The organism is Virgibacillus kimchii, from assembly GCF_055379185.1.
This window is the reverse complement of the sequence record NZ_AP043951.1, coordinates 1,639,954-1,660,624: the sequence shown is the minus strand read 5'-3', so window position 1 is coordinate 1,660,624 and position 20,671 is coordinate 1,639,954. Positions and strand designations below refer to the sequence as shown.

General features: G+C 42.0%; 22 protein-coding genes. All 22 read left to right on the top strand.

Translation table 11 applies throughout. From position 1 onward, the window contains the following. The first annotated feature begins 43 nt into the window (after positions 1–43). The gene (locus tag ACZ42C_RS08390; RefSeq protein WP_461182881.1) at positions 44–1,183 is read left to right on the top strand and encodes a sensor histidine kinase; all 1,140 of its coding nucleotides are present in this window, start codon (positions 44–46) and stop codon (positions 1,181–1,183) included. Between the two features lie 150 nt (positions 1,184–1,333). After that, a complete protein-coding gene (locus tag ACZ42C_RS08385) occupies positions 1,334–2,023 on the top strand; it encodes a response regulator (protein ID WP_461182880.1) in 690 nt (229 codons plus the stop codon). A gap of 891 nt (positions 2,024–2,914) precedes the next feature. Then, positions 2,915–3,757 (top strand): DegV family protein, encoded by an 843-nt coding sequence (locus tag ACZ42C_RS08380; protein WP_461182879.1) that lies wholly within the window; start codon positions 2,915–2,917, stop codon positions 3,755–3,757. 484 nt (positions 3,758–4,241) lie between these two features. After that, positions 4,242–5,282, top strand: coding sequence for an ATP-dependent helicase ComFA (locus ACZ42C_RS08375; RefSeq protein ID WP_464891347.1), 1,041 nt, complete (start codon positions 4,242–4,244; stop codon positions 5,280–5,282). Between the two features lie 148 nt (positions 5,283–5,430). Beyond that, a complete protein-coding gene (locus ACZ42C_RS08370; protein ID WP_461182877.1) occupies positions 5,431–5,958 on the top strand; it encodes a ComF family protein in 528 nt (175 codons plus the stop codon). Between the two features lie 42 nt (positions 5,959–6,000). Continuing rightward, a complete protein-coding gene (locus tag ACZ42C_RS08365; RefSeq protein WP_461182876.1) occupies positions 6,001–6,396 on the top strand; it encodes a TIGR03826 family flagellar region protein in 396 nt (131 codons plus the stop codon). 74 nt (positions 6,397–6,470) lie between these two features. After that, the gene (gene flgM / locus ACZ42C_RS08360) at positions 6,471–6,731 is read left to right on the top strand and encodes a flagellar biosynthesis anti-sigma factor FlgM (RefSeq protein ID WP_461182875.1); all 261 of its coding nucleotides are present in this window, start codon (positions 6,471–6,473) and stop codon (positions 6,729–6,731) included. 15 nt (positions 6,732–6,746) lie between these two features. After that, positions 6,747–7,235: a flagellar protein FlgN gene (locus tag ACZ42C_RS08355; protein ID WP_461182874.1), complete on the top strand. Its 489-nt coding sequence runs from the start codon at positions 6,747–6,749 to the stop codon at positions 7,233–7,235. 228 nt (positions 7,236–7,463) lie between these two features. Next, positions 7,464–8,990, top strand: coding sequence for a flagellar hook-associated protein FlgK (gene flgK, locus ACZ42C_RS08350; RefSeq protein WP_461182873.1), 1,527 nt, complete (start codon positions 7,464–7,466; stop codon positions 8,988–8,990). Between the two features lie 7 nt (positions 8,991–8,997). After that, complete coding sequence (gene flgL, locus ACZ42C_RS08345; RefSeq protein WP_461182872.1) at positions 8,998–9,864, top strand: flagellar hook-associated protein FlgL; 867 nt, start codon at positions 8,998–9,000, stop codon at positions 9,862–9,864. Between the two features lie 234 nt (positions 9,865–10,098). Continuing rightward, entirely contained in the window at positions 10,099–10,662 is a 564-nt protein-coding gene (locus ACZ42C_RS08340; RefSeq protein ID WP_461182871.1) for a DUF6470 family protein, read from the top strand. Positions 10,663–10,815: 153 nt separating this feature from the next. Beyond that, a complete protein-coding gene (gene fliW, locus ACZ42C_RS08335; protein WP_464891346.1) occupies positions 10,816–11,268 on the top strand; it encodes a flagellar assembly protein FliW in 453 nt (150 codons plus the stop codon). Between the two features lie 2 nt (positions 11,269–11,270). Then, the gene (gene csrA / locus ACZ42C_RS08330; RefSeq protein ID WP_461182869.1) at positions 11,271–11,501 is read left to right on the top strand and encodes a carbon storage regulator CsrA; all 231 of its coding nucleotides are present in this window, start codon (positions 11,271–11,273) and stop codon (positions 11,499–11,501) included. 153 nt (positions 11,502–11,654) lie between these two features. Beyond that, the gene (flaG, locus tag ACZ42C_RS08325; protein WP_461182868.1) at positions 11,655–12,005 is read left to right on the top strand and encodes a flagellar protein FlaG; all 351 of its coding nucleotides are present in this window, start codon (positions 11,655–11,657) and stop codon (positions 12,003–12,005) included. Between the two features lie 14 nt (positions 12,006–12,019). Then, a complete protein-coding gene (locus tag ACZ42C_RS08320; RefSeq protein WP_461182867.1) occupies positions 12,020–13,528 on the top strand; it encodes a flagellar hook-associated protein 2 in 1,509 nt (502 codons plus the stop codon). Positions 13,529–13,588: 60 nt separating this feature from the next. After that, positions 13,589–13,990, top strand: coding sequence for a flagellar export chaperone FliS (gene fliS, locus ACZ42C_RS08315; protein WP_461182866.1), 402 nt, complete (start codon positions 13,589–13,591; stop codon positions 13,988–13,990). Next, entirely contained in the window at positions 13,990–14,343 is a 354-nt protein-coding gene (gene fliT / locus ACZ42C_RS08310) for a flagellar protein FliT (RefSeq protein ID WP_461182865.1), read from the top strand. The genes fliS and fliT overlap by 1 nt, the downstream gene beginning before the upstream one ends. Before the next feature lie 181 nt (positions 14,344–14,524). After that, positions 14,525–15,082, top strand: a complete 558-nt coding sequence (gene hpf, locus ACZ42C_RS08305; protein ID WP_461182864.1) for a ribosome hibernation-promoting factor, HPF/YfiA family — start codon at positions 14,525–14,527, stop codon at positions 15,080–15,082. Between the two features lie 370 nt (positions 15,083–15,452). Continuing rightward, on the top strand, positions 15,453–15,644 hold the full coding sequence (locus tag ACZ42C_RS08300) for a hypothetical protein (RefSeq protein WP_461182863.1): 192 nt from the start codon (positions 15,453–15,455) through the stop codon (positions 15,642–15,644). 332 nt (positions 15,645–15,976) lie between these two features. Beyond that, the gene (secA, locus tag ACZ42C_RS08295; RefSeq protein ID WP_461182862.1) at positions 15,977–18,493 is read left to right on the top strand and encodes a preprotein translocase subunit SecA; all 2,517 of its coding nucleotides are present in this window, start codon (positions 15,977–15,979) and stop codon (positions 18,491–18,493) included. Positions 18,494–18,654: 161 nt separating this feature from the next. Beyond that, a protein-coding gene (prfB, locus tag ACZ42C_RS08290) for a peptide chain release factor 2 (protein ID WP_461182861.1) occupies positions 18,655–19,756 on the top strand; the annotation gives its coding sequence in 2 pieces (ribosomal slippage) (positions 18,655–18,726 and positions 18,728–19,756; 1,101 coding nt in all). A gap of 271 nt (positions 19,757–20,027) precedes the next feature. Next, entirely contained in the window at positions 20,028–20,402 is a 375-nt protein-coding gene (gene cccB, locus ACZ42C_RS08285; RefSeq protein WP_461182860.1) for a cytochrome c551, read from the top strand. Positions 20,403–20,671: the final 269 nt, after the last annotated feature.

The following is a 20,671-nucleotide window of genomic DNA, read 5'->3' as shown; positions in this document are numbered from 1 at the left end:
GGTAAATGCCCGTATAATTATATCATAGGTTGGTGGAGAAGCTATGGTGAAAAAAATCAGCGAGTCGGCACTGGATTTTATTATCAACGACATGATAGAAGTAGTAGAAAACAGCAAAGATGAAATATTTAATATCAGTGAAGAAGCGCGCAAAGAACATGAGCACCTTGTTCGCGAATTAAAAATCACCAAAGTAAAGGTTGCAAAACATATTGAGGATGGTGATCAGCTCGAGCAAAAAGTAAGGTACTCCAGGCAACGTTTAGCTGAAGTAAGTAGACACTTCGATCGTTATTCGGAAACGGATGTCAGGTCGGTTTATGAACGAACACATGCCATGCAGACACAGCTTGCAGTCATGCGGCAGGAAGAAAATGCATTGCGCGAAAAGCGCGATGATCTGGAAAGAAGGCTGATTTCCTTAAGCCAGACAATTGAACGGGCAGAAGGACTGGCAGGGAAAATTTCCGTCATCCTGAATTATTTGCACGATGACTTTAGACAGGTAAATGAAATGATAGAGGATGCCAAGGAAAAACAGGAATTCGGTCTGAAAATAATTGAAGCGCAAGAGGAAGAACGCAGCCGGATTTCAAGGGAGATTCATGACGGGCCTGCCCAAATGCTTGCCAATATTCTGCTACGCTCAGAACTGGTGGAAATGTCTTTCCGGAAGAATGATGTAGATCAGGCGCTTACCGAAATGAAAAGCGTACGAAAAATGATTCGTTCCTCGTTGTACGAAGTTCGTCGGATTATTTACGACCTGAGACCGATGGCTCTGGATGATCTCGGTTTAATACCAACCATCAGAAAATATGTCACAACGATTGCAGACTATAATGACACAGAGATTAATTTTACACCAATAGGGGAAGGAAAACGTTTAAACCAAAAATATGAAGTTGCATTTTTCCGTCTGATTCAGGAAGCAGTGCAAAATGCTGTGAAACATGCGGAATCAACATTAATAGACGTAAAGCTGGAGATCGGCAAGGAAAATTTATCCATGCTCATCAAGGATAACGGAAAAGGATTTGATCCTACGATAAAAAGGGACAAGTCATTTGGATTAATTGGAATGCGTGAGCGGGTGGAGATGCTGGAAGGCAAATTCAGCATCGATTCCAAACCGGGTAAAGGTACGATGATTTTTATTCAGGTTCCATACCAGCATACATAATCCGGAACTGCATTTGTGCCGCATATCTACGGATTCAGCCAATCTATAAATATAAAACAGAAAATAAACAGATAAAGAGAAAAGCAGGAAATATGATATCTATCATCTTAGGTTAATAGGAAATAGAATCAAAATTTGGAGGAAGTACAAATGGCAGACAAACGAGTAGGAATTGTTTTAATTGATGACCATAAATTATTTCGTGAAGGGGTAAAACGAATTCTTGATTTGGAAGAAGGCTTTGAAGTGCTGGCTGAAGGAGACGATGGTTCCGTTGCTGCAAAACTGGTAAAGGAACATAAGCCGGATGTAGTCCTGATGGATATAAATATGCCCAATATTAACGGGGTGCAGGCAACTGCGGATTTAGTCAGGTACTTCCCTGATACGAAAGTGATTATTTTGTCCATTCATGACGATGAAAGCTATGTCACCCATGCACTGAAAACCGGGGCCCAGGGCTATTTACTGAAGGAAATGGATTCAGAGGCACTTATTGATGCCATTAAAGTTGTGAGTGAAGGCGGTTCTTACCTGCATCCGAAAGTAACCCATAATCTTGTACTGGAATACCGCCGTCTTGCAAAGGAGAACTTTGTTGTTTACGGGGAAAATGGAATGGAGGTTCAAAAGCCGCTCCATCTCCTCACAAAAAGAGAATGCCAGATTTTACAGCTGCTGGCAGACGGAAAGAGCAACCGCGCAGTGGCAGAAACATTATATATCAGTGAAAAAACAGTGAAAAACCATGTCAGTAACATTCTGCAAAAAATGAATGTTAACGACAGAACACAAGCTGTAGTATCCGCCATACGAAAAGGCTGGGTGGAAGTAGGCTAGGTGAATATGGAGGATGGTTCTTCTGTTGTATGTAGGTGTACAGAAGAATCATTTAGATGATAACAAAGGAACATAACAATGCGTCCCTTGATTCAATGGCATTTGTATGTTCCTTTGTTTTGTGTAAAAATCAGGGATATTTAGGATACAGCGGCAGGAGTAAAATTGCATGTAACATGGAGGTGAGTACTTGCGGTAATGAGGCTGTTGCTATAAAATAGAGACTTGGCTTTGCGCTGGATTTGGAAACCTCGCTTTTTTCCGGGGAATCGCTCATATCCTTGGGAGAGCGCCCATAACGTCGGGGATTCGCTCATATTTCCGTAGGATCGCCCATAACGTCGGGGAATCGCTCATATCCTTGGGAGAGCGCCCATAAACTCATAAATTCGCCCATATTTCCGTAGCATCGCTCATAACGTCGGGGAATCGCTCATATCCTTGGAAAAGCGCTCATATTTTCATAAATTCGCTCATATTTCCGTAGGATCGCCCATAACGTCGGGGAATCGCTCATATCCTTGGGAGAGCGCCCATAAACTCATAAATTCGCCCATACCCCCGGAAAAGCGCTCATACCTAAGGATAACCGCCCATAACCCAAAAAATCCGCTCATATCCCCTGAAAACGCTCATATCCCCGAGAAAACGTCCATACCCACGAAGGATGGCCCATATTCCTTGGAAATTCCCTCCCCCTAAAAAGATTTCTGCTGTCTAGCCTCCTTTCCCTTCCGCTGACGTCAGGGAAGACGAAGCGTGCATGCTTTTTTCTTATTTCTTTATCAGTAGTGCATTTTTTCATCGTTTCATGTAAAATAATAGCTGACTGGTTTGCTATACGAAATCATATAAATAATGACAATTTTTTTATAGAGAGGTGAAGAAGCGATGAAAGTAGCTGTAATGACGGACAGTACAGCATACATTCCCGAAGAAGTCAGGAAAGCGCATGGTATTCATATGGTTCCGCTCAGCGTAGTATTTGAAGACGAATCATTCAGAGAAGAGATGGACATTACTACCGAAGAATTCTATCAAAAGATGAAGGAATCCAGCCAACTACCTAAAACCTCCCAGCCGTCTGTAGGATATGTGACGAAAAAGTTTGAGGAACTTGCCAAAGAATACGATGCGGTTGTTTCTATCCATTTGTCAAGTGGGATCAGTGGTACATATCAGGCAGTAGTCAGTGCCGGGGAAATGGTGGAGGACATTGAGGTTTATCCTTACGATTCTGAAATCAGCTGTATGGCTCAGGGCTTTTACGTGCTGGAAACTGCCAAGCTGGCGGAACAAGGTCATAAACCGGAGGAAATCATCAAACGGCTGGAGGAAATGAAAAAGAGCTTACGGGCTTATTTTATGGTGGACGATCTAACCAACCTGCAACGTGGAGGCAGGCTCAGCAGTGCCCAGGCTATGGTAGGTGGTCTGCTTCAAATAAAACCGGTGCTGCATTTTGTTGATAAAGTAATTGTTCCTTTTGAAAAGATACGCACCCGCAAAAAGGCAATCAACCGGATTATGGGATTACTGGAAGAGGATGCAGCAAAGGGACAGGCGCTGAACGTCGTGTTTATACACGGAAATGACAGGGATGCAGCGGTGGAACTGGAAAAGGAATTCTTAGAGAAATATCCTGATATGGACACGTCCATCAGCTATTTCGGACCGGTGATCGGCACACATGTCGGTCAGGGGGCACTTGGTGTCAGCTGGTATGTAAAATAAAACCGCATCGTAATCGCAGTGGAGAATTCTCGATTAATATACCTCACACGAATAAATGCCCAGGAGGTTTGGAAGTTCCGGACCTCCCATTTCCGATCGAAAAGGAGGAAATGGTTTGGACAAAGACGTTGAAATACAAAGGAACGAGCCATCACGGCAATTTTCAGGCAAGCTACTCCTCAGAAATGAAATCCCCCTAGATGAAAATACCTTTCAACAAATGCTGTCTGCAAATCACTTTATCCCAATCCAATCAATCATCAGAAAAAACTTCATGCCTCAATGCCAGCGCTGCGGAAACCAAGAGCGCAGGTTTTTTGCCGATATCCCTTGTCAGTTATGTCAAAAAACACATCTGTATTGCCGCAAATGCATTCAAATGGGGCGGGTTATGACATGTGAGCCCCTTTATGCCTGGTCCGGAGAGCAAGCGTTATGGCCTATGCATGAAAGCCCCTGTACATGGAAAGGAGATTTGACCAACGTGCAGCAACGGGCGGCAGAGCGAATTGTTACAGCCTTGAAACATCACGAAAAAGAATTGCTTATATGGGCTGTTTGCGGGGCAGGGAAGACAGAAATGCTTTTTCCTGGTATTACTGAAGCATTAAAACTGGGGATGCGGATTTGCATTGCTTCCCCGAGGGCCGATGTGGTGAGGGAACTGAAACCGCGTATAGAGCAAGCCTTCCAATCAGTTGATGTCCAGGCTTTATACGGTGGAAGTAAAGAGAAGATCGGCAGTGCGCAACTCCTTATTGCAACGACACATCAATTACTGCGCTATCGGGATGCATTCGACCTAATGATTATCGATGAAATTGATGCCTTTCCCTTTCATGCAGACCGTTCCTTGCCCTTTGCCGCCAAACGAGCAAAAAAACCCAAAAGTACAACCATTTATTTAACCGCCACCCCACGAAAACAGCAAAAGTCACTCATCCGTCGAAAAAAGCTCCCTCATATCTTTGTTCCTGTCCGCTATCATGGCCATCCCTTACCTGTACCGCAAATGAAAGTGAGCTTTTCATTGAAAAAGAACTTACAAAAAAGCACAACACCTGCCGTATTTACTTCCTGGCTGCAGCAACGGAAGAATCCGGGAAGGCAGCTGCTCATTTTTGTTCCTACCATTTCTTTAGCAGAAAACCTGCTGGGGAATATCTCCAAATCTCTTTTGCAGGCGAAATTCATCAAAAATAGAAATCAAGTGGATGCAGTCCATGCGGACGATCCGTACAGAACGGAAAAAGTAATTAAATTCAGGGAAAAAGAGCTGTTGGTGATTATTACAACTACCATCCTGGAACGGGGAGTAACTTTTCCCTCGGTGGATGTAGCCATATTAGATGCAGGACATGAAGTGTTTGATGAAGCAGCACTTGTACAAATTGCCGGCCGCGCAGGAAGGAGTGCAGATGATCCGACTGGGGAAGTTGTATTTTTTCATGAAGGGAAAACAGAAGCGATGGTACAGGCGATTGATGCGATTAAGCAAATGAATAAGCGGGGAGGAGGACGTTAACATGCATTGCCTATGGTGTTTTGAGGAAATTATTCCGAACATGAACTGGGAAAACATCATCCTCCACCTTAAACCTAAGCCGCTTTGTGAGCAGTGTGCAGGAATGCTGGAAAAATTGCATGGGAGGCGTTGCCGGCGGTGCAGCCGAATGTCAGTGGATAAGGTTTGCAGGGATTGTGCTTGGTGGCAGCAGCATTTGAAAAAGGATGTATTGGCATATAATCATTCCATCTATGACTATAATGGTTTGATGCAGGAAATGGTTGCCAAATGGAAATACCGGGGAGATTATCAGCTTGGGGAGGCTTTTAAACAGCCATTGTTCGATGCATTTTCACGGCATTTTAAAAAAAGGAACCCTGTCATTGTGCCAATTCCGCTGAGTAAGGAAAGGCTTTTGGAACGCGGGTTTAATCAGGCGGAAATGCTGGCGGCATTTTTACCGGGTCGGACAGTTGTAGCATTGGAAAGAGTCCATGGGGAAAAGCAGTCAAAAAAGACGCGGAATGAACGAATCTTTGCCGATAATCCATTTACCCTCGTCAAAACCATTAAAAAAACGGTCATTCTTGTCGATGATATATATACGACAGGTACTACCATCCGGCATGCAGCGGCTTTACTAAAGGAACATGGCACACCTGAAGTTTTTAGTCTTACATTGATTCGGGGTTAGCCGCTGTTGTGTTATAATTAAAAGATGAAAAGAGGGATCATCATGGCGGAACTGGCCAATTGCGCTCGATGTGATGCTGTTTTTGTAAAAGGAATTCGGGATATTTGCCCTAGCTGCTATCAAGAAGAAGAAAATGCGTTTAACATAGTTTACCAATACATGCGCCAACAGAAAAACCGGGAAGCAACGATGGCGGAAATTGTGGAAGCCACTGGTGTGGAAGAAGCATGGATCATCAAATTCATCAAAGAAAAACGATTGCTCACCTCCCGGTTTCCAAGGTTGCGTTATCCTTGCGAGAAATGCGGGAAACCAATTGACCAGGGCCGGTTATGCAGCAGCTGTTCCAAAGAATTAAAGGCAGATCTTGAGCTTCATGAAAATCAGCAAAAGCGGGAAAAAGAAGCGAAGAAAAAAACTTATTATATGTTTGATTAATGACTTTACAAGAAGAGGAAGTATGCCGATATAAAGTATACATACAGTCGGCGGAAAGAAATTGAGGTGAAATAATGAAAATTAATGGTCCGAATCAAACAAATTTCAATCCTTATAAACACCAGATTCAACAACAAAAGGACCTGAAGAAAGGCATGAAACAGGATCAAATTGAAATATCCAATGAGGCCAAAAAGCTGTTGGAAAATGACAAAGCTGACCCGAAAAGGGAAGCGTACATTCAGGAGATTAAGGATAAGGTAGATTCAGGTGAATATGAAATCAACTATGAAAAAACTGCAGAGAAGATGATTGATTTCTGGTCCAGGCAGTAAAAGGGGGACACAACTATGTCCATAGAAGAAATTATCGGGTCAGTGGATGAATTGATACAATACCATGAACGTCTGCTGGCTATTTCGGAACAAAAGACAGCTGTTATTATAGACGGAAATATCGAAGAGTTGCAGAAGTTGTTGGTGAAAGAAAGAAAAGAAGCCCGGCTGTTGGAACAGGCGGAAGAGAAGCGTCAGGCCGGAGTGCAGGAATGGTTTCTGCGCAGGCGGGACAGCCGTGAGGCAACATTGACCAACATGCTGGAAGTGATCAAGAATCCTATGGAAAGGGATCAATTAGGACGGACTACGATCCAATTAACCGAGCTCATTACGAAGCTGAAACAGCAGGAAGAGCTGAATCAGGCCCTGTTAAACCAGTCCATGAAATTTGTCCAGCTGACAATGGGAATGGTGAACCCGGATTTAAAAGAAATGAACTACGGAAAACAAAAACAAACGGGCCCCACCGTCCAACACTCCGTTTTTGATTCCCAGGCATGAAATAACGGGACGGTCTGCATTTCAGTGTATTTGAAGAGATACAAAGACAGCAGGTTATTTCCTGAAAAACTTTTCACGGATGTCCGGGAGAGGTATCAATTTCTTTTCCGTAAATAAATTATTCCAGAGCTTAATACAGTACAGTTGCAGCCGGGACGGTCTATATCTAAAAAGATTCGGCAACTGGTGAATCGTTCCGGTGTTTATAACGCATAAAGGGGTTTACATATGAGTACATTTCACGGTTTGGAGATGGCGAAGCAGGCTTTGTTTGCACAGCGCTCGGCTTTACATACAACAGGTCATAATATTTCCAATGCAAATACGGAAGGTTATACGAGGCAGCGAGTGAACTTTGAGACAACGAGCCCGTATCCTGCCGGTGCGAGAAACCGTCCGGAGATGCCGGGTCAAATGGGGACGGGCGTACAAGCCGGATCCATTGAGCGCTTCCGCGATCAATTTCTCGACAATCAGTTTCGTGCAGAGAACGGCAAGTCAGGATATTGGGAAGCAATGTCTGATGCACTGGGACGTATGGAAAATATAATGAACGAGCCATCGGAAAGTGGGTTGTCGCATACGATGGATCAATTTTGGCAATCACTTCAGGATCTTGCGGTTAGTCCGGATCATTCTGGTGCCAGGTCAGTTGTTGCCCAGCGTGGACTTGCGGTTGGTGAGACATTTAATTATTTGGGGGATTCCTTATCAAGCATTCGCACAGATTTGCAGAACCAAATTAATACAACGGTGTCTGATGCGAACTCGACTATGCGCCAGATCCACAATATCAATGAGCAAATAAAGCAACTGGAGCCGCACGGTTATTTGCCGAATGATTTATACGATGAACGCGACCGGTTAATTGATGATTTATCGAACATGATGAACATAAAGGTGACTTATGAAAAAAGCGGGGATGGTTCCCCGGACATTGCAAAGGGTCTCGCAACCATTGAAGTGGTTAATAATCAGGGAAGGGAATTTGAACCCCCTGTCATGTTAGTGAATGGAAACCCTGGAGAGGGAACAGTGTATGAACTTGAAGCAGCATACGGTAACGGACCTTACAATGAAGTGACAAGTGTAACTGCAGATGGAGAAGCATTTGACATACTCGCCTCCAACGGTTCCCTTGGAGGGCTGATTGAGGCTTACGGACATAATATGGAAGAAAATGAGGAGGGAACAGGCGTTTACACGTCTATGCTTGCCAATTTGGATGAGATGGCCAATGCATTTGCCTCTGCTTTTAATGAAGTGCATCAAAACGGTTATAACCTGGATGGAGATCAGGGAGCATCTTTCTTTACATATAAAGACGGATTAACAGGAGCCCGCGGACTTACCGTTGAACAGGATATTCTGGATCAACCTGAAAGGATAGCAGCCAGCGCTGATGGCGCTGCAGGAAATGGTGCCAATGCTTCCGAATTGGCCGCTGTGTTTAACAATAAAAATTTAGATGGCAATCCGCTGGGTGAAAACACGTCGGTAAACAGCTTTTACCAATCTATGATCGGTGAGCTTGGTGTCGCTGCGCAGGAAGCAAATCGAATGACAAACAACACGGAGATACTCCGTTCCCAGGTGGAAAATCAGCGTATGTCCGTCAGTTCGGTTTCTCTGGATGAAGAGATGTCCAATATGATCAAATTTCAGCATGCCTATAATGCATCAGCAAGAAGCATGACGGCAATGGATGAACTGTTGGACCGGATCATCAACAATATGGGATTGGTAGGGAGGTAATTAAGATATGCGGATAACTCAAAGCATGCTTTCCAATAATATGTTAAGAAATTTGTCAAACAGCAATGCCAATATGAATACATATATGGATCAATTGACGACAGGCAAAAAAATAAACCGCCCATCCGATGACCCGGTTGTTGCCATGAAAGGGATCAATTACCGAAGCCAAGTGTCGGAAATTCAGCAATTCCAGCGCAATACGAGTGAAGTCCATAATTGGATGGATAATACCGATGCGGCATTAAATACAGCAACCCAGGCATTGCAAAGGCTTCGTGAATTGGCAGTACAGGCAAGCAATGATACTTATGATGACCAGGAAAGGGAAAACATAAAGGAAGAGGCCGAACAGTTAAAAGACCATTTAATTGACATTGCAAATACGAATGTAAATGGGAAGTATATTTTTAATGGTGCAGATACGAATGCTTCTCCTTTTCAAGGTGATAATTTTCAACCGGATGATGGTGAAGTTATCATTGAAGTAGCGGGGGGAATGAAATTGCAGGCAAATGTAAATCCGGAGGACGTATTCGGAGATGATTTATTCGGCAAGCTCGATCAATTTATTCATGCATTGGGAGAGAATGATCAACCGGGTATAGAAAATAGCATGGAAGAGCTTGACCAGGGCATTAATCAAATAATTAATGTGAGAGCAGATCTCGGTGCACGGATGAATCGCCTGGAGTTGGTGGAAAACAGACTGGCTGACCAGGAAATTGTAGCTACAAAGACAATGTCTGATAATGAGGATATTGATTATGCAGAGGCAATCACGAAGCTTATTACCCAGGAGAGTCTCCACCGTGCTGCATTGTCTGCCGGTTCCCGGATTATTCAGCCATCCCTGGTTGACTTTTTACGTTAATTGCTTCCCCACCACCCTTTGCCCTTTGTTCCGGGGTGAAGGGTTTTTTTACACGGTATAAAATGTTAGCAAATGTTTATGGTTGGGCGGGGAACTGCTTTAACCCTCGTCCAAGAGAAGTGATCAGGGAAGTTAAATTTTTAAGTCTTAAATATAAGAGAAACTGACACATTCACTTAAAGACGAGCAATTATGAGTTTTTCAAAAATAAATGCGCAGAAGGAAGGTCTGTACATGAAAATTCCACAAATACGGCTGGAATCCCAAATGGCGCAGATCGAGATTCAGCAGACAGCTGCAAAACAGTACATAAAACAGCCAAAAGCGGAAATGACCATTCAACAGCCCGCAGCTTCAGTATCTTTGAAAACCACTCCTGCCAAATTGCAGATAGATCAAACACAAGCCTGGGAAGACATGAATCTGATGCATATTACAAGGCGAAATGAAAAATTTGCCGAGGAAGGTTTACAGGCGGTGCAGGATGGGGTTGCAAGAAGAGCAGCACAGGGAAGGGAATTAATGATGATTGAAAGGGAAGGAGACCCAATCGTTGCACAGGCAGCTGCCAATAGCCGGAAATCGGGAAAACCATTGGGGATTACATTTATTCCTTCTCCTTTTTCGGTAAAAATAGATTACCAGCCATCAGAGGTTAACATAGATGTGCAACTAAATAAGCCGGTGATAGAAGTAAACACGAATAACCCGCAAATGGATTATGAAACCGGTTCTGTGGATATCCGTATGAAACAGCATCAGTCCTTGAACATTGATTTCATCTATCCTGATGATTAAGACAGTATGAAGCGTATTTTAGCCTGGACGAGGAAAGAAGAATATAGCACGAATGTTTTGATGGCTGTATTTAAAATAAACAAAAACTATAGATGAAGGAGGGAAGGTCGCTTTCCTTCCCGTGCTTGAATGCAGGGGTTTCCAGCGGCCGCTATGATGAAGATACAAACAAAATATTTAGGTGAAGCAGAAATAGAACAATCGAATATTATCCAGTTTGCTGAAGGGATCCCCGGATTTAATGAGGAAACAGCGTTTATTCTCATGGACATCCCCGGGAATGCCGGTTTTCATATTTTGCAATCTGTCACATCGCCGGGCACGGCTTTTATTGTCACTAACCCGCATCAGATTTATCCGAATTTCACATTTACCTTGGACGATCATTTGCTGGATAAGCTTCAAATACATAATGAAAATGAAGTGGTTGTGCTAACGATTGTCACGATCAAAGAACCTTTTCAGGAAAGCACACTAAATTTAAAAGCACCAATTATTATCAATCCTGTAAGCAAACGGGGGAAACAATATATCATCAATAATGATGACTATCCGACAAGGGCGGCAATTGCACCACAGCATTCCCGCAGAGCGGAGGGAGAATAACAATGCTTGTTTTAACGCGAAAAAAGAATGAGTCCATCCAAATTGGTGAAGACATTGAAATTAAAGTGCTTGGAATAGAAGGAGATCAAATCAAACTGGGCATTCACGCACCAAAATCATTTGATATTCATCGAAAAGAAATATATGAAGCCATTCAGAAAGAAAACAATGAAGCGGCAAATATTTCCTTGGATATGCTTGAGGTCCTGCCGAAAAACAAAAATGAGGATTAGAAAGTATCCACTTTGTCTCTTGTGACATAGTGGTTTTTTGTTTCTATGCAAAAATAAATGTTACTGTATCATAACCTTTTACATTAACCCCATTTATATTTCCCGGACTTATGCCGATATAAAGAATAAATCGGATGGTGAGGGGTGCAAGCGATGCGATTGGAAAATGAAATGCAGGGAGTCGTTGGAGCAGGGCGAACTTCGGAAATGTTTGAAAACAAAACGCCGATAAAAGAACGGATAAAAGAAGATATCGATTTACATAAAGATTTGGAAATCAGTAGGGAGAAAGTAGAAACAGTAGTAACAAAGATAAATGACCTGATGGAACCATTGCGGACGAATTTGAAATTTGAGTTACATGAAAAATTGGATGAATATTACGTTACTGTCGTCAATTCGATGACAGAAGAAACGATTAGAGAGATCCCACCTAAGCAATTCTTGGATATGTATGCAGGTATGCTGGAATTCATGGGAATTTTAATCGACGAAAAAATATAGAGGAGTGAGATCCAATGATGCGGGTTGGCGGTTTGGCAACAGGAATGGATGTAGATCAAATAGTGAACCAGTTGATGGATGCTGAAAGAATTCCGCTGAATAAAATGCAGCAGGATCGGACAATGCTGGAATGGCAGCGGGACGGCTTCCGGGAAATTAACAAGAAACTGTCGGAGTTGGATAATATGATGCTCGATATGAAGATGAGTCATACATATCATTCCAAAAATGCCACATCCTCACAGGAAGGGGCTGTGACAGCAACAGCTACCACGAGTGCATCCGATGGTGCATATGATTTAAAAGTTACACAGCTGGCAAGTTCTGCGATTAACGTGAGCCAGGGGAATATTGGGATTGACCCTGATAAAACGTTGGGATCACAGGCAGACAAGTTAGGTGACGGGTTTGAATTTAAGACATATCATTTTTACACATTTGATGAAAATGGTGAAAAACAGACACATGAAGTATCGGTAAATGAGAACGACACACTGAATGATGTACTGCGAAGAATTAATACAGACGATAATCATGTACGGGCTTTTTATGATGGAGGAACCGATAAAATTATAATGGAAACTACAAGAACCGGAAATTATAACACAACCGACGAATTCGGTGGTAATGAAATCGGTTTTAATGAGGATAATGCATTTTTTACTGAAGTATTAAAGCTTACCGGTGAAGAAAAGGGCGGAGAAAACGCTCAATTCGAATACAATAACAGTGGTCTGACAATGGAGTCCAGGACAAATTCCTATCAGCTGAACGGAATCAACTTCCAATTTAATAATGTTACGGAAGGGAATGCCAAAATAACCGTCTCCAATGATACGGAATCATCCTTTGAGAAAATTATGGCCTTTGTTGATAAATATAATGAAGTCGTCGAAACGTTGAATGAATCACAGCGCGAGGAACGTCATCGGGACTATCCTCCTTTGACAGATGAACAAAAAGAGGAAATGAGCGAAAGTGAGATTGAGTTGTGGGAAGAACGGGCGAAAAGCGGAATTTTAAAAGGAGAATCCGTCATTACAAATGGTTTATTCAATATGCGGCAAAGCTGGTACTCCTCCGTGGATACCGATGGAGAATTTACTTCTTTAACACAAATAGGGATCACCACGTCATCCAATTATATGGACGGCGGAAAGCTGACGGTGGATGAGGGAGAACTGCGGGAAGCACTGCAGCAAAATCCGGATGATGTGCAAAAGCTTTTTTTCAATAGTGATGATGGTGCAAGCCGAGGGATTGTGAACCGGCTGGAAGATGCGCTCGATTCCACAATGTCGCAAATCGGAAACCGTGCAGGCAATAGCAATTCACCTTCATTGGAGAATTATACATTAGGAAAACGAATGAGCGAAATAAACGATCGTATCTCTGCATTTGAACAGCGACTGGTGCAAGTGGAAACGAGATACTGGAACCAATTTACAGAAATGGAGAAGGCAATATCCCGAATGAATCAGCAGTCGGCCCAGTTAATGTCCCAGTTTGGCGGAGGTATGTAACCAGGTTAAAGTAAAAGGGTAGAGATAAGCAAATATTGTTAAGGGAGTGGAATTAGTATCATGGCGGTAAATAACCCATATCAAACCTATCAGAATAACGCGGTGAACACGGCTTCCGGCGGCGAACTAACACTTATGTTATATAATGGCTGTATTAAATTTATAAAACAAGCAAAAAAAGAGATGGACGCCAATCATTATGAAGCGAAAAACACGAATATCCAAAAAGCACAAAATATTATTAGCGAATTGATGCTTACGCTGGATCAAAAAGTGGAAATATCCAAACAAATCCTCCCACTGTATGAATACATGCAATATCAGCTGAAGGAAGCAAATATAAAAAATGACCCTGCTTTATTGGAGGAAGTATTGGGCTTTGCAGTGGAATTCAGAGATACGTGGAAGCAGGTTATTATAAAATCGAGGCAACAGCAAACTTTCCAAGGGGCACAGGTTTGATGAACCGCGTCAAAACGGTGTATGAGCTGACAGTGGAACTCCAACATGTGCTTAACCAGGAGATAACGGATAAAAACAGAGCAGAAATTATTGAAAAGACAAATGTACTTGTGGAAAAGCGAGCGGCGTATATCAATCAACTCCATCCACCGTATACCATGGAGGAAAAAGAGTTGGGAAAAAAATTGATCTCATTAAATACAGAGGTCCAGACTAAAATGCAATGGCTGCACGACACACTGAAATCGGAATTAAAAAACGTGAAGAAGCAAAAAAGATCAAATCGAACTTATATTAATCCGTATTCCAGTATGCAGAATACAGATGGAATGTTCATGGACAGTAAAAAGTAATAAGATATTCATTCCGTTAAATATAAAAAAAGTGTAAAAATAATTAACGTACTGTAAAGGTGCTATATACACGTTTATCCCCCTTTTAGCGGGAAATGACATAGGAAAATCGTAGTTATGGGAGGAAATATAGGCGGAAACGTAGTATAATATAAGTATAAGATGAAAGGAGGACACTTTAATGAAATTTAACATTCGTGGTGAAAATCTTGAGGTGACTGGGTCATTACGGGATTACGTAGAAAAAAAGATAAGCAAATTGGAAAGGTACTTTGACACACCACCAGCTTCAGATGTTCACGTTAATTTAAGTGTCTACAATGATGAGCAGAGAATAGAGGTCACTATTCCGATGACAAATCTGTTGTTGCGGGGTGAAGAACAGCATACTGATCTTTACGCTGCCATTGACTTAGTAGTTGACAAATTGGAAAGACAAATCCGTAAATACAAAACAAAAGTAAATCGCAAATTCAGGCAGCAAGGCGCGCCTAAACATATATTTGCCGAATTGGAAAAGGAAGCTGTAGCGGTACAGGAAGAATCCGAGGAAGATGAAATCGAGATCGTCCGCACAAAGAGGTTTAATTTAAAACCAATGGATTCTGAAGAGGCAATTTTACAAATGGACATGTTGGGTCATGCTTTTTATGTCTTTACAAACGCTACCAGCGGGGACACTAACGTTGTCTATCGCCGGAAAGATGGTAAATACGGCTTGATAGAGCCGAATGCCTAAATTAAAGTGAAATAAGGAAATATAACATATATAGAAACAGCATGTGAAGGTTTTTTAACCATTGCATGCTGTTTTGGTTTGTTATTTGAATATTTATCATGGGAGGAAGAACTTTAGAATATAGACTTTAACAGGCTGTGAAAAATACTTGGCAACCGTCGGACTTTGAATTTTGTCGAACGAAGAGCCGAAATTGAATTTTGCGGTTATTACCTCCTTGAGATTATCCATTTTCTTTCATATAATACGCTTCAACTTTTAAATTCACCTCTATTTCCAATTATATAATGTTGGAAAATAAAAAATCAGTGATTCGACCGATATGCAGACGTGTGCTATAACTATGATAAAAGTCCTGGGAGGGATTATTATGTTGCCGGAAGATCGACGGACAATAAATAATCTGGTAAGAAAAGTGAAACAGCAGGAGGATACAATCACACAACTTGTGAACATCATTGCAGCTACAAATAGGAGAATTACCGATGTTCTCCATAGAATGGAGAAGGAAAAGCTGCCGAAAGCTTCTGGAAAAATTCAAATGAAGAAGACGATAAAGTAGCAAAATTCAACATTTTGCAAAGAAAGAACCGTTCCTCTGCTTCAAAGAAGTTGTCAAGTTTCCTGATGTAATGTTATGATTAAACTTGGACTGAAGTCTTTTTTTGGCAGATAATAAGGGTAAAATTTTTACCAGGATTATTACATGGGACTTTAGATTATACCCTTGTGAAGTTATGGCTTGTACTTTACAGCATAAGGACAGCCAGAAAAGCAAATGACACTTTTTAGGCATTCTTTAAACGGCAAGCGAACTTTTACAAAGGGGAAATGGTTAAAGTTTTTATCAAATATAATATCAGTCAGTGTATAATTTGAGGAGCGTATTATAACATGGCAACTTTATTAAAAAAAATTTTTGGGGACGGGAATCAAAAACAAATAAAAAAAATACAGAAAACAGTGGATCAGATTGAAGCAATGGAACCGGAGGTGGAGAAACTTTCCGACCGGAAGCTGCAGCAGAAAACGGAAGAATTTAAAAGCAGGCTGGAAAATGGAGAAACCCTGGATGACATACTTGTCGATGCATATGCGGTAGTGCGTGAAGCTTCGAAGCGAGTGCTTGGTATGCGCCCGTTCACGACACAGCTGATTGGAGCTGTTGCATTGCACAATGGGAATATTGCCGAAATGAAAACAGGGGAAGGGAAAACCCTTGCCTCCACAATGCCTGCTTATTTAAATGCCTTGGAAGGAAAAGGCGTTCACATTATTACTGTCAACGATTACCTTGCCGATCGTGATGCAAGGGAAATGGGCGAACTGTATACATTTCTCGGCTTAACTGTTGGACTGAACGGAAACGGACTGTCAAAGGAGGAAAAAAGAGAAGCTTACAACAGTGATATTACCTATGGAACAAATAATGAATATGGTTTTGACTACTTGAGGGACAATATGGTGCTGTATAAAGAACAAATGGTACAGCGTCCACTTAATTATGCCATCATTGATGAAGTGGATTCCATTTTAATTGATGAAGCAAGAACCCCGTTAATTATTTCCGGATCAGCAAAAAAATCCGCTTCCCAATATCAGCAGGCAAACAGTTTTGTTGCCACGCTGCAGGAAGGGGATTATACGTATGATGAAAAAACAAAAGGTGTACAACTCACGGAGGAAGGATTTAACAAAGCAGAGCGATATTTTAACATTGAAAACCTGTTTGACTTAAACCATGTTTCTTTAACCCATCATATTAATCAGGCGTTGAAAGCCCATATTTCGATGCATCGTGATACGGACTATGTGGTGGAAGAAGGAGAAGTGGTTATTGTCGACCAGTTTACCGGCCGTTTGATGAAAGGTCGCCGGTACAGTGATGGACTTCACCAGGCCATTGAAGCAAAAGAAGGGCTGCAGATTCAAAATGAGAGCATGACCCTTGCTTCGATTACTTTCCAGAACTTCTTCCGTATGTATAACAAGCTGGCCGGAATGACCGGTACGGCCAAAACAGAGGAAGAAGAGTTCCGCAATATCTATAATATGGATGTTATCGCCATCCCGACCAATAAACCGATTATTCGTGAAGACCGTGCAGACTTGATTTATAAAACGATGGAAGGTAAATTCAAGGCGGTTGTTGCAGAGATTAAAGAAAGGAATAAAGCCGGCCAGCCTGTACTCGTCGGGACCGTTGCTGTGGAAACATCCGAGCTGATTTCCCAGCTGTTGAAAAAATCCGGCGTCAGACATGAGGTACTGAACGCCAAAAACCATTTTAGAGAAGCGGAAATTATAGAAAATGCCGGACAAAAGGGTTCCGTGACCATTGCGACAAATATGGCGGGGCGCGGTACAGATATTAAATTGGGTGACGGTGTAAAGGAACTTGGCGGTTTGGCTGTAATTGGTACAGAGCGTCATGAATCACGCCGCATTGACAATCAGTTGCGGGGACGTTCCGGACGTCAGGGTGACCCGGGTGTTACCCAGTTTTATTTGTCCATGGAAGATGAACTGATGCGCAGGTTTGGTTCGGATAATATGAAAAATATGATGGAACGACTCGGTATGGATGATGACCAGCCGATAGAAAGCAAGATGGTTTCCCGGGCAGTGGAATCTGCGCAAAAACGGGTGGAAGGGAATAACTTCGACGCCCGTAAAACGGTACTTTCCTATGATGACGTACTAAGGGAACAGCGTGAAATTATTTATAAACAGCGTTTTGATGTCATCGACGCGGATACGAATTTAAGAGAGATCATTGAAAATATGATTATCTCCACGCTTGAACGTGTTGTGGCTACCCATACACAGGATGATGATGAAGATGAATGGGATTTAAATGCTATTATTGAATACGTTCATGGGAACCTGTTAAATCAGGATGATATTGCGCTGGAAGATATTAAAGGAAAAGAACCGGAAGAAATAAACGAATATGTCATGACGAAAGTGCGTAAACGCCTGGATGAAAGGGAAGAAGAGTTGTCCGAAGAACAAATGCGCGAGTTTGGAAAAGTTATTTTACTGCGTACTGTTGACACGAAATGGATGGACCACATTGATCAAATGGACCAGCTCCGTCAAGGCATTCATTTACGTGCCTACGGACAAAATGACCCGCTGCGCGAATACCAAATGGAAGGTTTCTCCATGTTTGAAGTCATGATTGAAAACATTGAAGAAGAAGTGGCTAAATATATTATGAAAGCAGAAATTCGTGATAACCTGCAGCGTCAGGAAGTGGTGAAAAATACCCAGGCAGTATCCGGTGGCCAGGATCAGGGAGAAAAGAAGAAAACGCGCAAGCCATATGTGAAAACACAAACCGTCGGACGAAACGATCCATGTCCATGCGGCAGTGGGAAGAAATATAAAAATTGTCATGGGAGATAAGTATGGAATATAAGCGGGGGTATTTGATCGGATCCGCACTTGTTCCCGGGGTGAAAGTAATATTGACGGATCAGGCAGCTGAGGAAAAATTGGCTTTACCTGTTGAGTTTTAAGCTTTTTCCCCAACCTCACACCCAAATAAATAATAGAGGTGATAGATAATGGAAATGCAGGAAATTAAAAGCGAACTTGAAAAAATGAGCAACAGAATCAATGAATTCAGGGGGTCTCTTTGACCTGGATAAAAAGAAAGACAGGATTAGGGAGCTTGACCTGGAAATGACCGAACCGACGTTTTGGGATGACCAGGACGTCGCTCAAAAAGTAATAAACGAAGTAAATGGTTTGAAAAGCTATGTAAATGATTTTCAGGATCTCGAAGAAAAATTGGATAATGCCAAGGTGTCTTATGAGCTTGTAAAAGAAGAAAACGACAAAGAACTATTCGAAGATTTACAAGCAGAAATGACAGCATTAAAGCAAGATATTAATGACTTTGAGCTGCAAATGCTGTTAAGTGAACCATATGACGCCAATAATGCCATTCTTGAACTGCATCCTGGAGCAGGCGGGACCGAATCACAGGATTGGGCAAGTATGCTGCTCCGTATGTATCAGCGCTGGGCGGAAAATAAAAATTTCAAAGTGGAAACCCTGGATTATCTTCCAGGTGATGAAGCAGGAGTTAAAAGTGTTACGCTATTGATTAAAGGTCATAATGCATACGGGAATTTAAAGGCGGAAAAAGGGGTCCACCGACTAGTGAGAATTTCCCCTTTCGATTCTTCCGGGCGCCGCCACACTTCATTTGTATCTTGTGAAGTAACTCCGGAAATGACGGATGACGTGGACATTGATATTAAATCAGAGGACATTAAAGTGGACACGTACCGTGCAAGTGGAGCAGGCGGGCAGCATGTGAACACGACGGATTCAGCTGTAAGAATTACACATTTGCCGACCAATGTGATTGTTACCTGCCAAAATGAACGCTCCCAGATCAAAAATCGGGAAGCTGCCATGAAAATGCTTAAATCCAAATTATATCAGCTGGAGATTGAGAAACAGCAGGAAGAGTTGGCGGAAATACGCGGAGAGCAAAAAGAGATAGGCTGGGGAAGCCAAATTCGTTCCTATGTTTTCCATCCTTATTCCATGGTAAAAGACCATCGCACGAATAAGGAAATCGGGAATACTCAAGCGGTTATGGACGGGGAAATTGACCCGTTTATTGACGCTTATTTGCGTTCTCAAATGAACTAAAAAGAGAATTTGGATATATTTATGAACAACCAAATGAATGTATTTACCAAGTAGATGACGGAAGAATTTACATGATATTTATCACAAAACCCTTATATGACAAGGTTTAAAACAAATTTCATTAATTTGACACAAATTGCGGTACGTGTTGATGCGCCAGCATTATTTTCCAAATCTTCCATGTCTATGTTAAATATGCGGGTTTTAAAATACATTAAATTGGTTATAATAGATATGACGATATTTAATACTTGGTTAGGGGGATTTTTACATGAAAAAATGGTTGTTAACCATCGTTTTCGGTTCCGTGCTCGTCCTTGGCGCTTGTGGCGGAGCTGATGATGATACTGATGAGCCGGCTGATGACGGCGCAGATACGGATACTGAAGAATCCGCAGACGATAACGGTGAAGGCGGTACAGTTGATGTAGCGGCTGCCGAGGAAGCATATCAGCAAAGCTGTGCTTCATGCCACGGTCAAGATTTATCCGGTGGAGCCGGTCCTGATCTGACAGATGTTGGCTCTCGCTATTCTGCTGATGAGATTGCCAATATCATTGAAGAAGGTATTGGATCCATGCCGGCAGGGACTGCAACAGGTGATGATGTAGATCTGCTTGCCAACTGGTTAGCGGACATGGATTAAGAAAGTGAAACATTAAAATGTAAAAACCTGATCTCTTATGTTACATAAAAGATCAGGTTTTTTTATGTTCTGCTATATTTTTATATTGGACATTCCTCTTTTCCTCCAAGTACTTTCCAGATATCCAAACATTCCATCGGTTACAAACTGAATGATGTAGAAAGATGTTGTCCATTCAGCTTCACCATATAACATATTCTTCAATAACACCCGTAGACATGACATTAGATTACAAAAGCCGTTTTGTTGAAACACAAATGTAATATAAA

Excerpts from the sequence above, each read along its gene's own strand:
- ACZ42C_RS08390 (WP_461182881.1), top strand. The coding sequence starts at position 44 with ATGGTGAAAAAAATCAGCGAGTCGGCACTGGATTTTATTATCAACGAC.
- ACZ42C_RS08385 (WP_461182880.1), top strand. The coding sequence starts at position 1,334 with ATGGCAGACAAACGAGTAGGAATTGTTTTAATTGATGACCATAAATTA.
- ACZ42C_RS08380 (WP_461182879.1), top strand. The coding sequence starts at position 2,915 with ATGAAAGTAGCTGTAATGACGGACAGTACAGCATACATTCCCGAAGAA.
- ACZ42C_RS08370 (WP_461182877.1), top strand. The coding sequence starts at position 5,431 with ATGTCAGTGGATAAGGTTTGCAGGGATTGTGCTTGGTGGCAGCAGCAT.
- ACZ42C_RS08365 (WP_461182876.1), top strand. The coding sequence starts at position 6,001 with ATGGCGGAACTGGCCAATTGCGCTCGATGTGATGCTGTTTTTGTAAAA.
- flgM (WP_461182875.1), top strand. The coding sequence starts at position 6,471 with ATGAAAATTAATGGTCCGAATCAAACAAATTTCAATCCTTATAAACAC.
- ACZ42C_RS08355 (WP_461182874.1), top strand. The coding sequence starts at position 6,747 with ATGTCCATAGAAGAAATTATCGGGTCAGTGGATGAATTGATACAATAC.
- flgK (WP_461182873.1), top strand. The coding sequence starts at position 7,464 with ATGAGTACATTTCACGGTTTGGAGATGGCGAAGCAGGCTTTGTTTGCA.
- flgL (WP_461182872.1), top strand. The coding sequence starts at position 8,998 with ATGCGGATAACTCAAAGCATGCTTTCCAATAATATGTTAAGAAATTTG.
- ACZ42C_RS08340 (WP_461182871.1), top strand. The coding sequence starts at position 10,099 with ATGAAAATTCCACAAATACGGCTGGAATCCCAAATGGCGCAGATCGAG.
- fliW (WP_464891346.1), top strand. The coding sequence starts at position 10,816 with ATGATGAAGATACAAACAAAATATTTAGGTGAAGCAGAAATAGAACAA.
- csrA (WP_461182869.1), top strand. The coding sequence starts at position 11,271 with ATGCTTGTTTTAACGCGAAAAAAGAATGAGTCCATCCAAATTGGTGAA.
- flaG (WP_461182868.1), top strand. The coding sequence starts at position 11,655 with ATGCGATTGGAAAATGAAATGCAGGGAGTCGTTGGAGCAGGGCGAACT.
- ACZ42C_RS08320 (WP_461182867.1), top strand. The coding sequence starts at position 12,020 with ATGATGCGGGTTGGCGGTTTGGCAACAGGAATGGATGTAGATCAAATA.
- fliS (WP_461182866.1), top strand. The coding sequence starts at position 13,589 with ATGGCGGTAAATAACCCATATCAAACCTATCAGAATAACGCGGTGAAC.
- fliT (WP_461182865.1), top strand. The coding sequence starts at position 13,990 with ATGAACCGCGTCAAAACGGTGTATGAGCTGACAGTGGAACTCCAACAT.
- hpf (WP_461182864.1), top strand. The coding sequence starts at position 14,525 with ATGAAATTTAACATTCGTGGTGAAAATCTTGAGGTGACTGGGTCATTA.
- ACZ42C_RS08300 (WP_461182863.1), top strand. The coding sequence starts at position 15,453 with ATGTTGCCGGAAGATCGACGGACAATAAATAATCTGGTAAGAAAAGTG.
- secA (WP_461182862.1), top strand. The coding sequence starts at position 15,977 with ATGGCAACTTTATTAAAAAAAATTTTTGGGGACGGGAATCAAAAACAA.
- cccB (WP_461182860.1), top strand. The coding sequence starts at position 20,028 with ATGAAAAAATGGTTGTTAACCATCGTTTTCGGTTCCGTGCTCGTCCTT.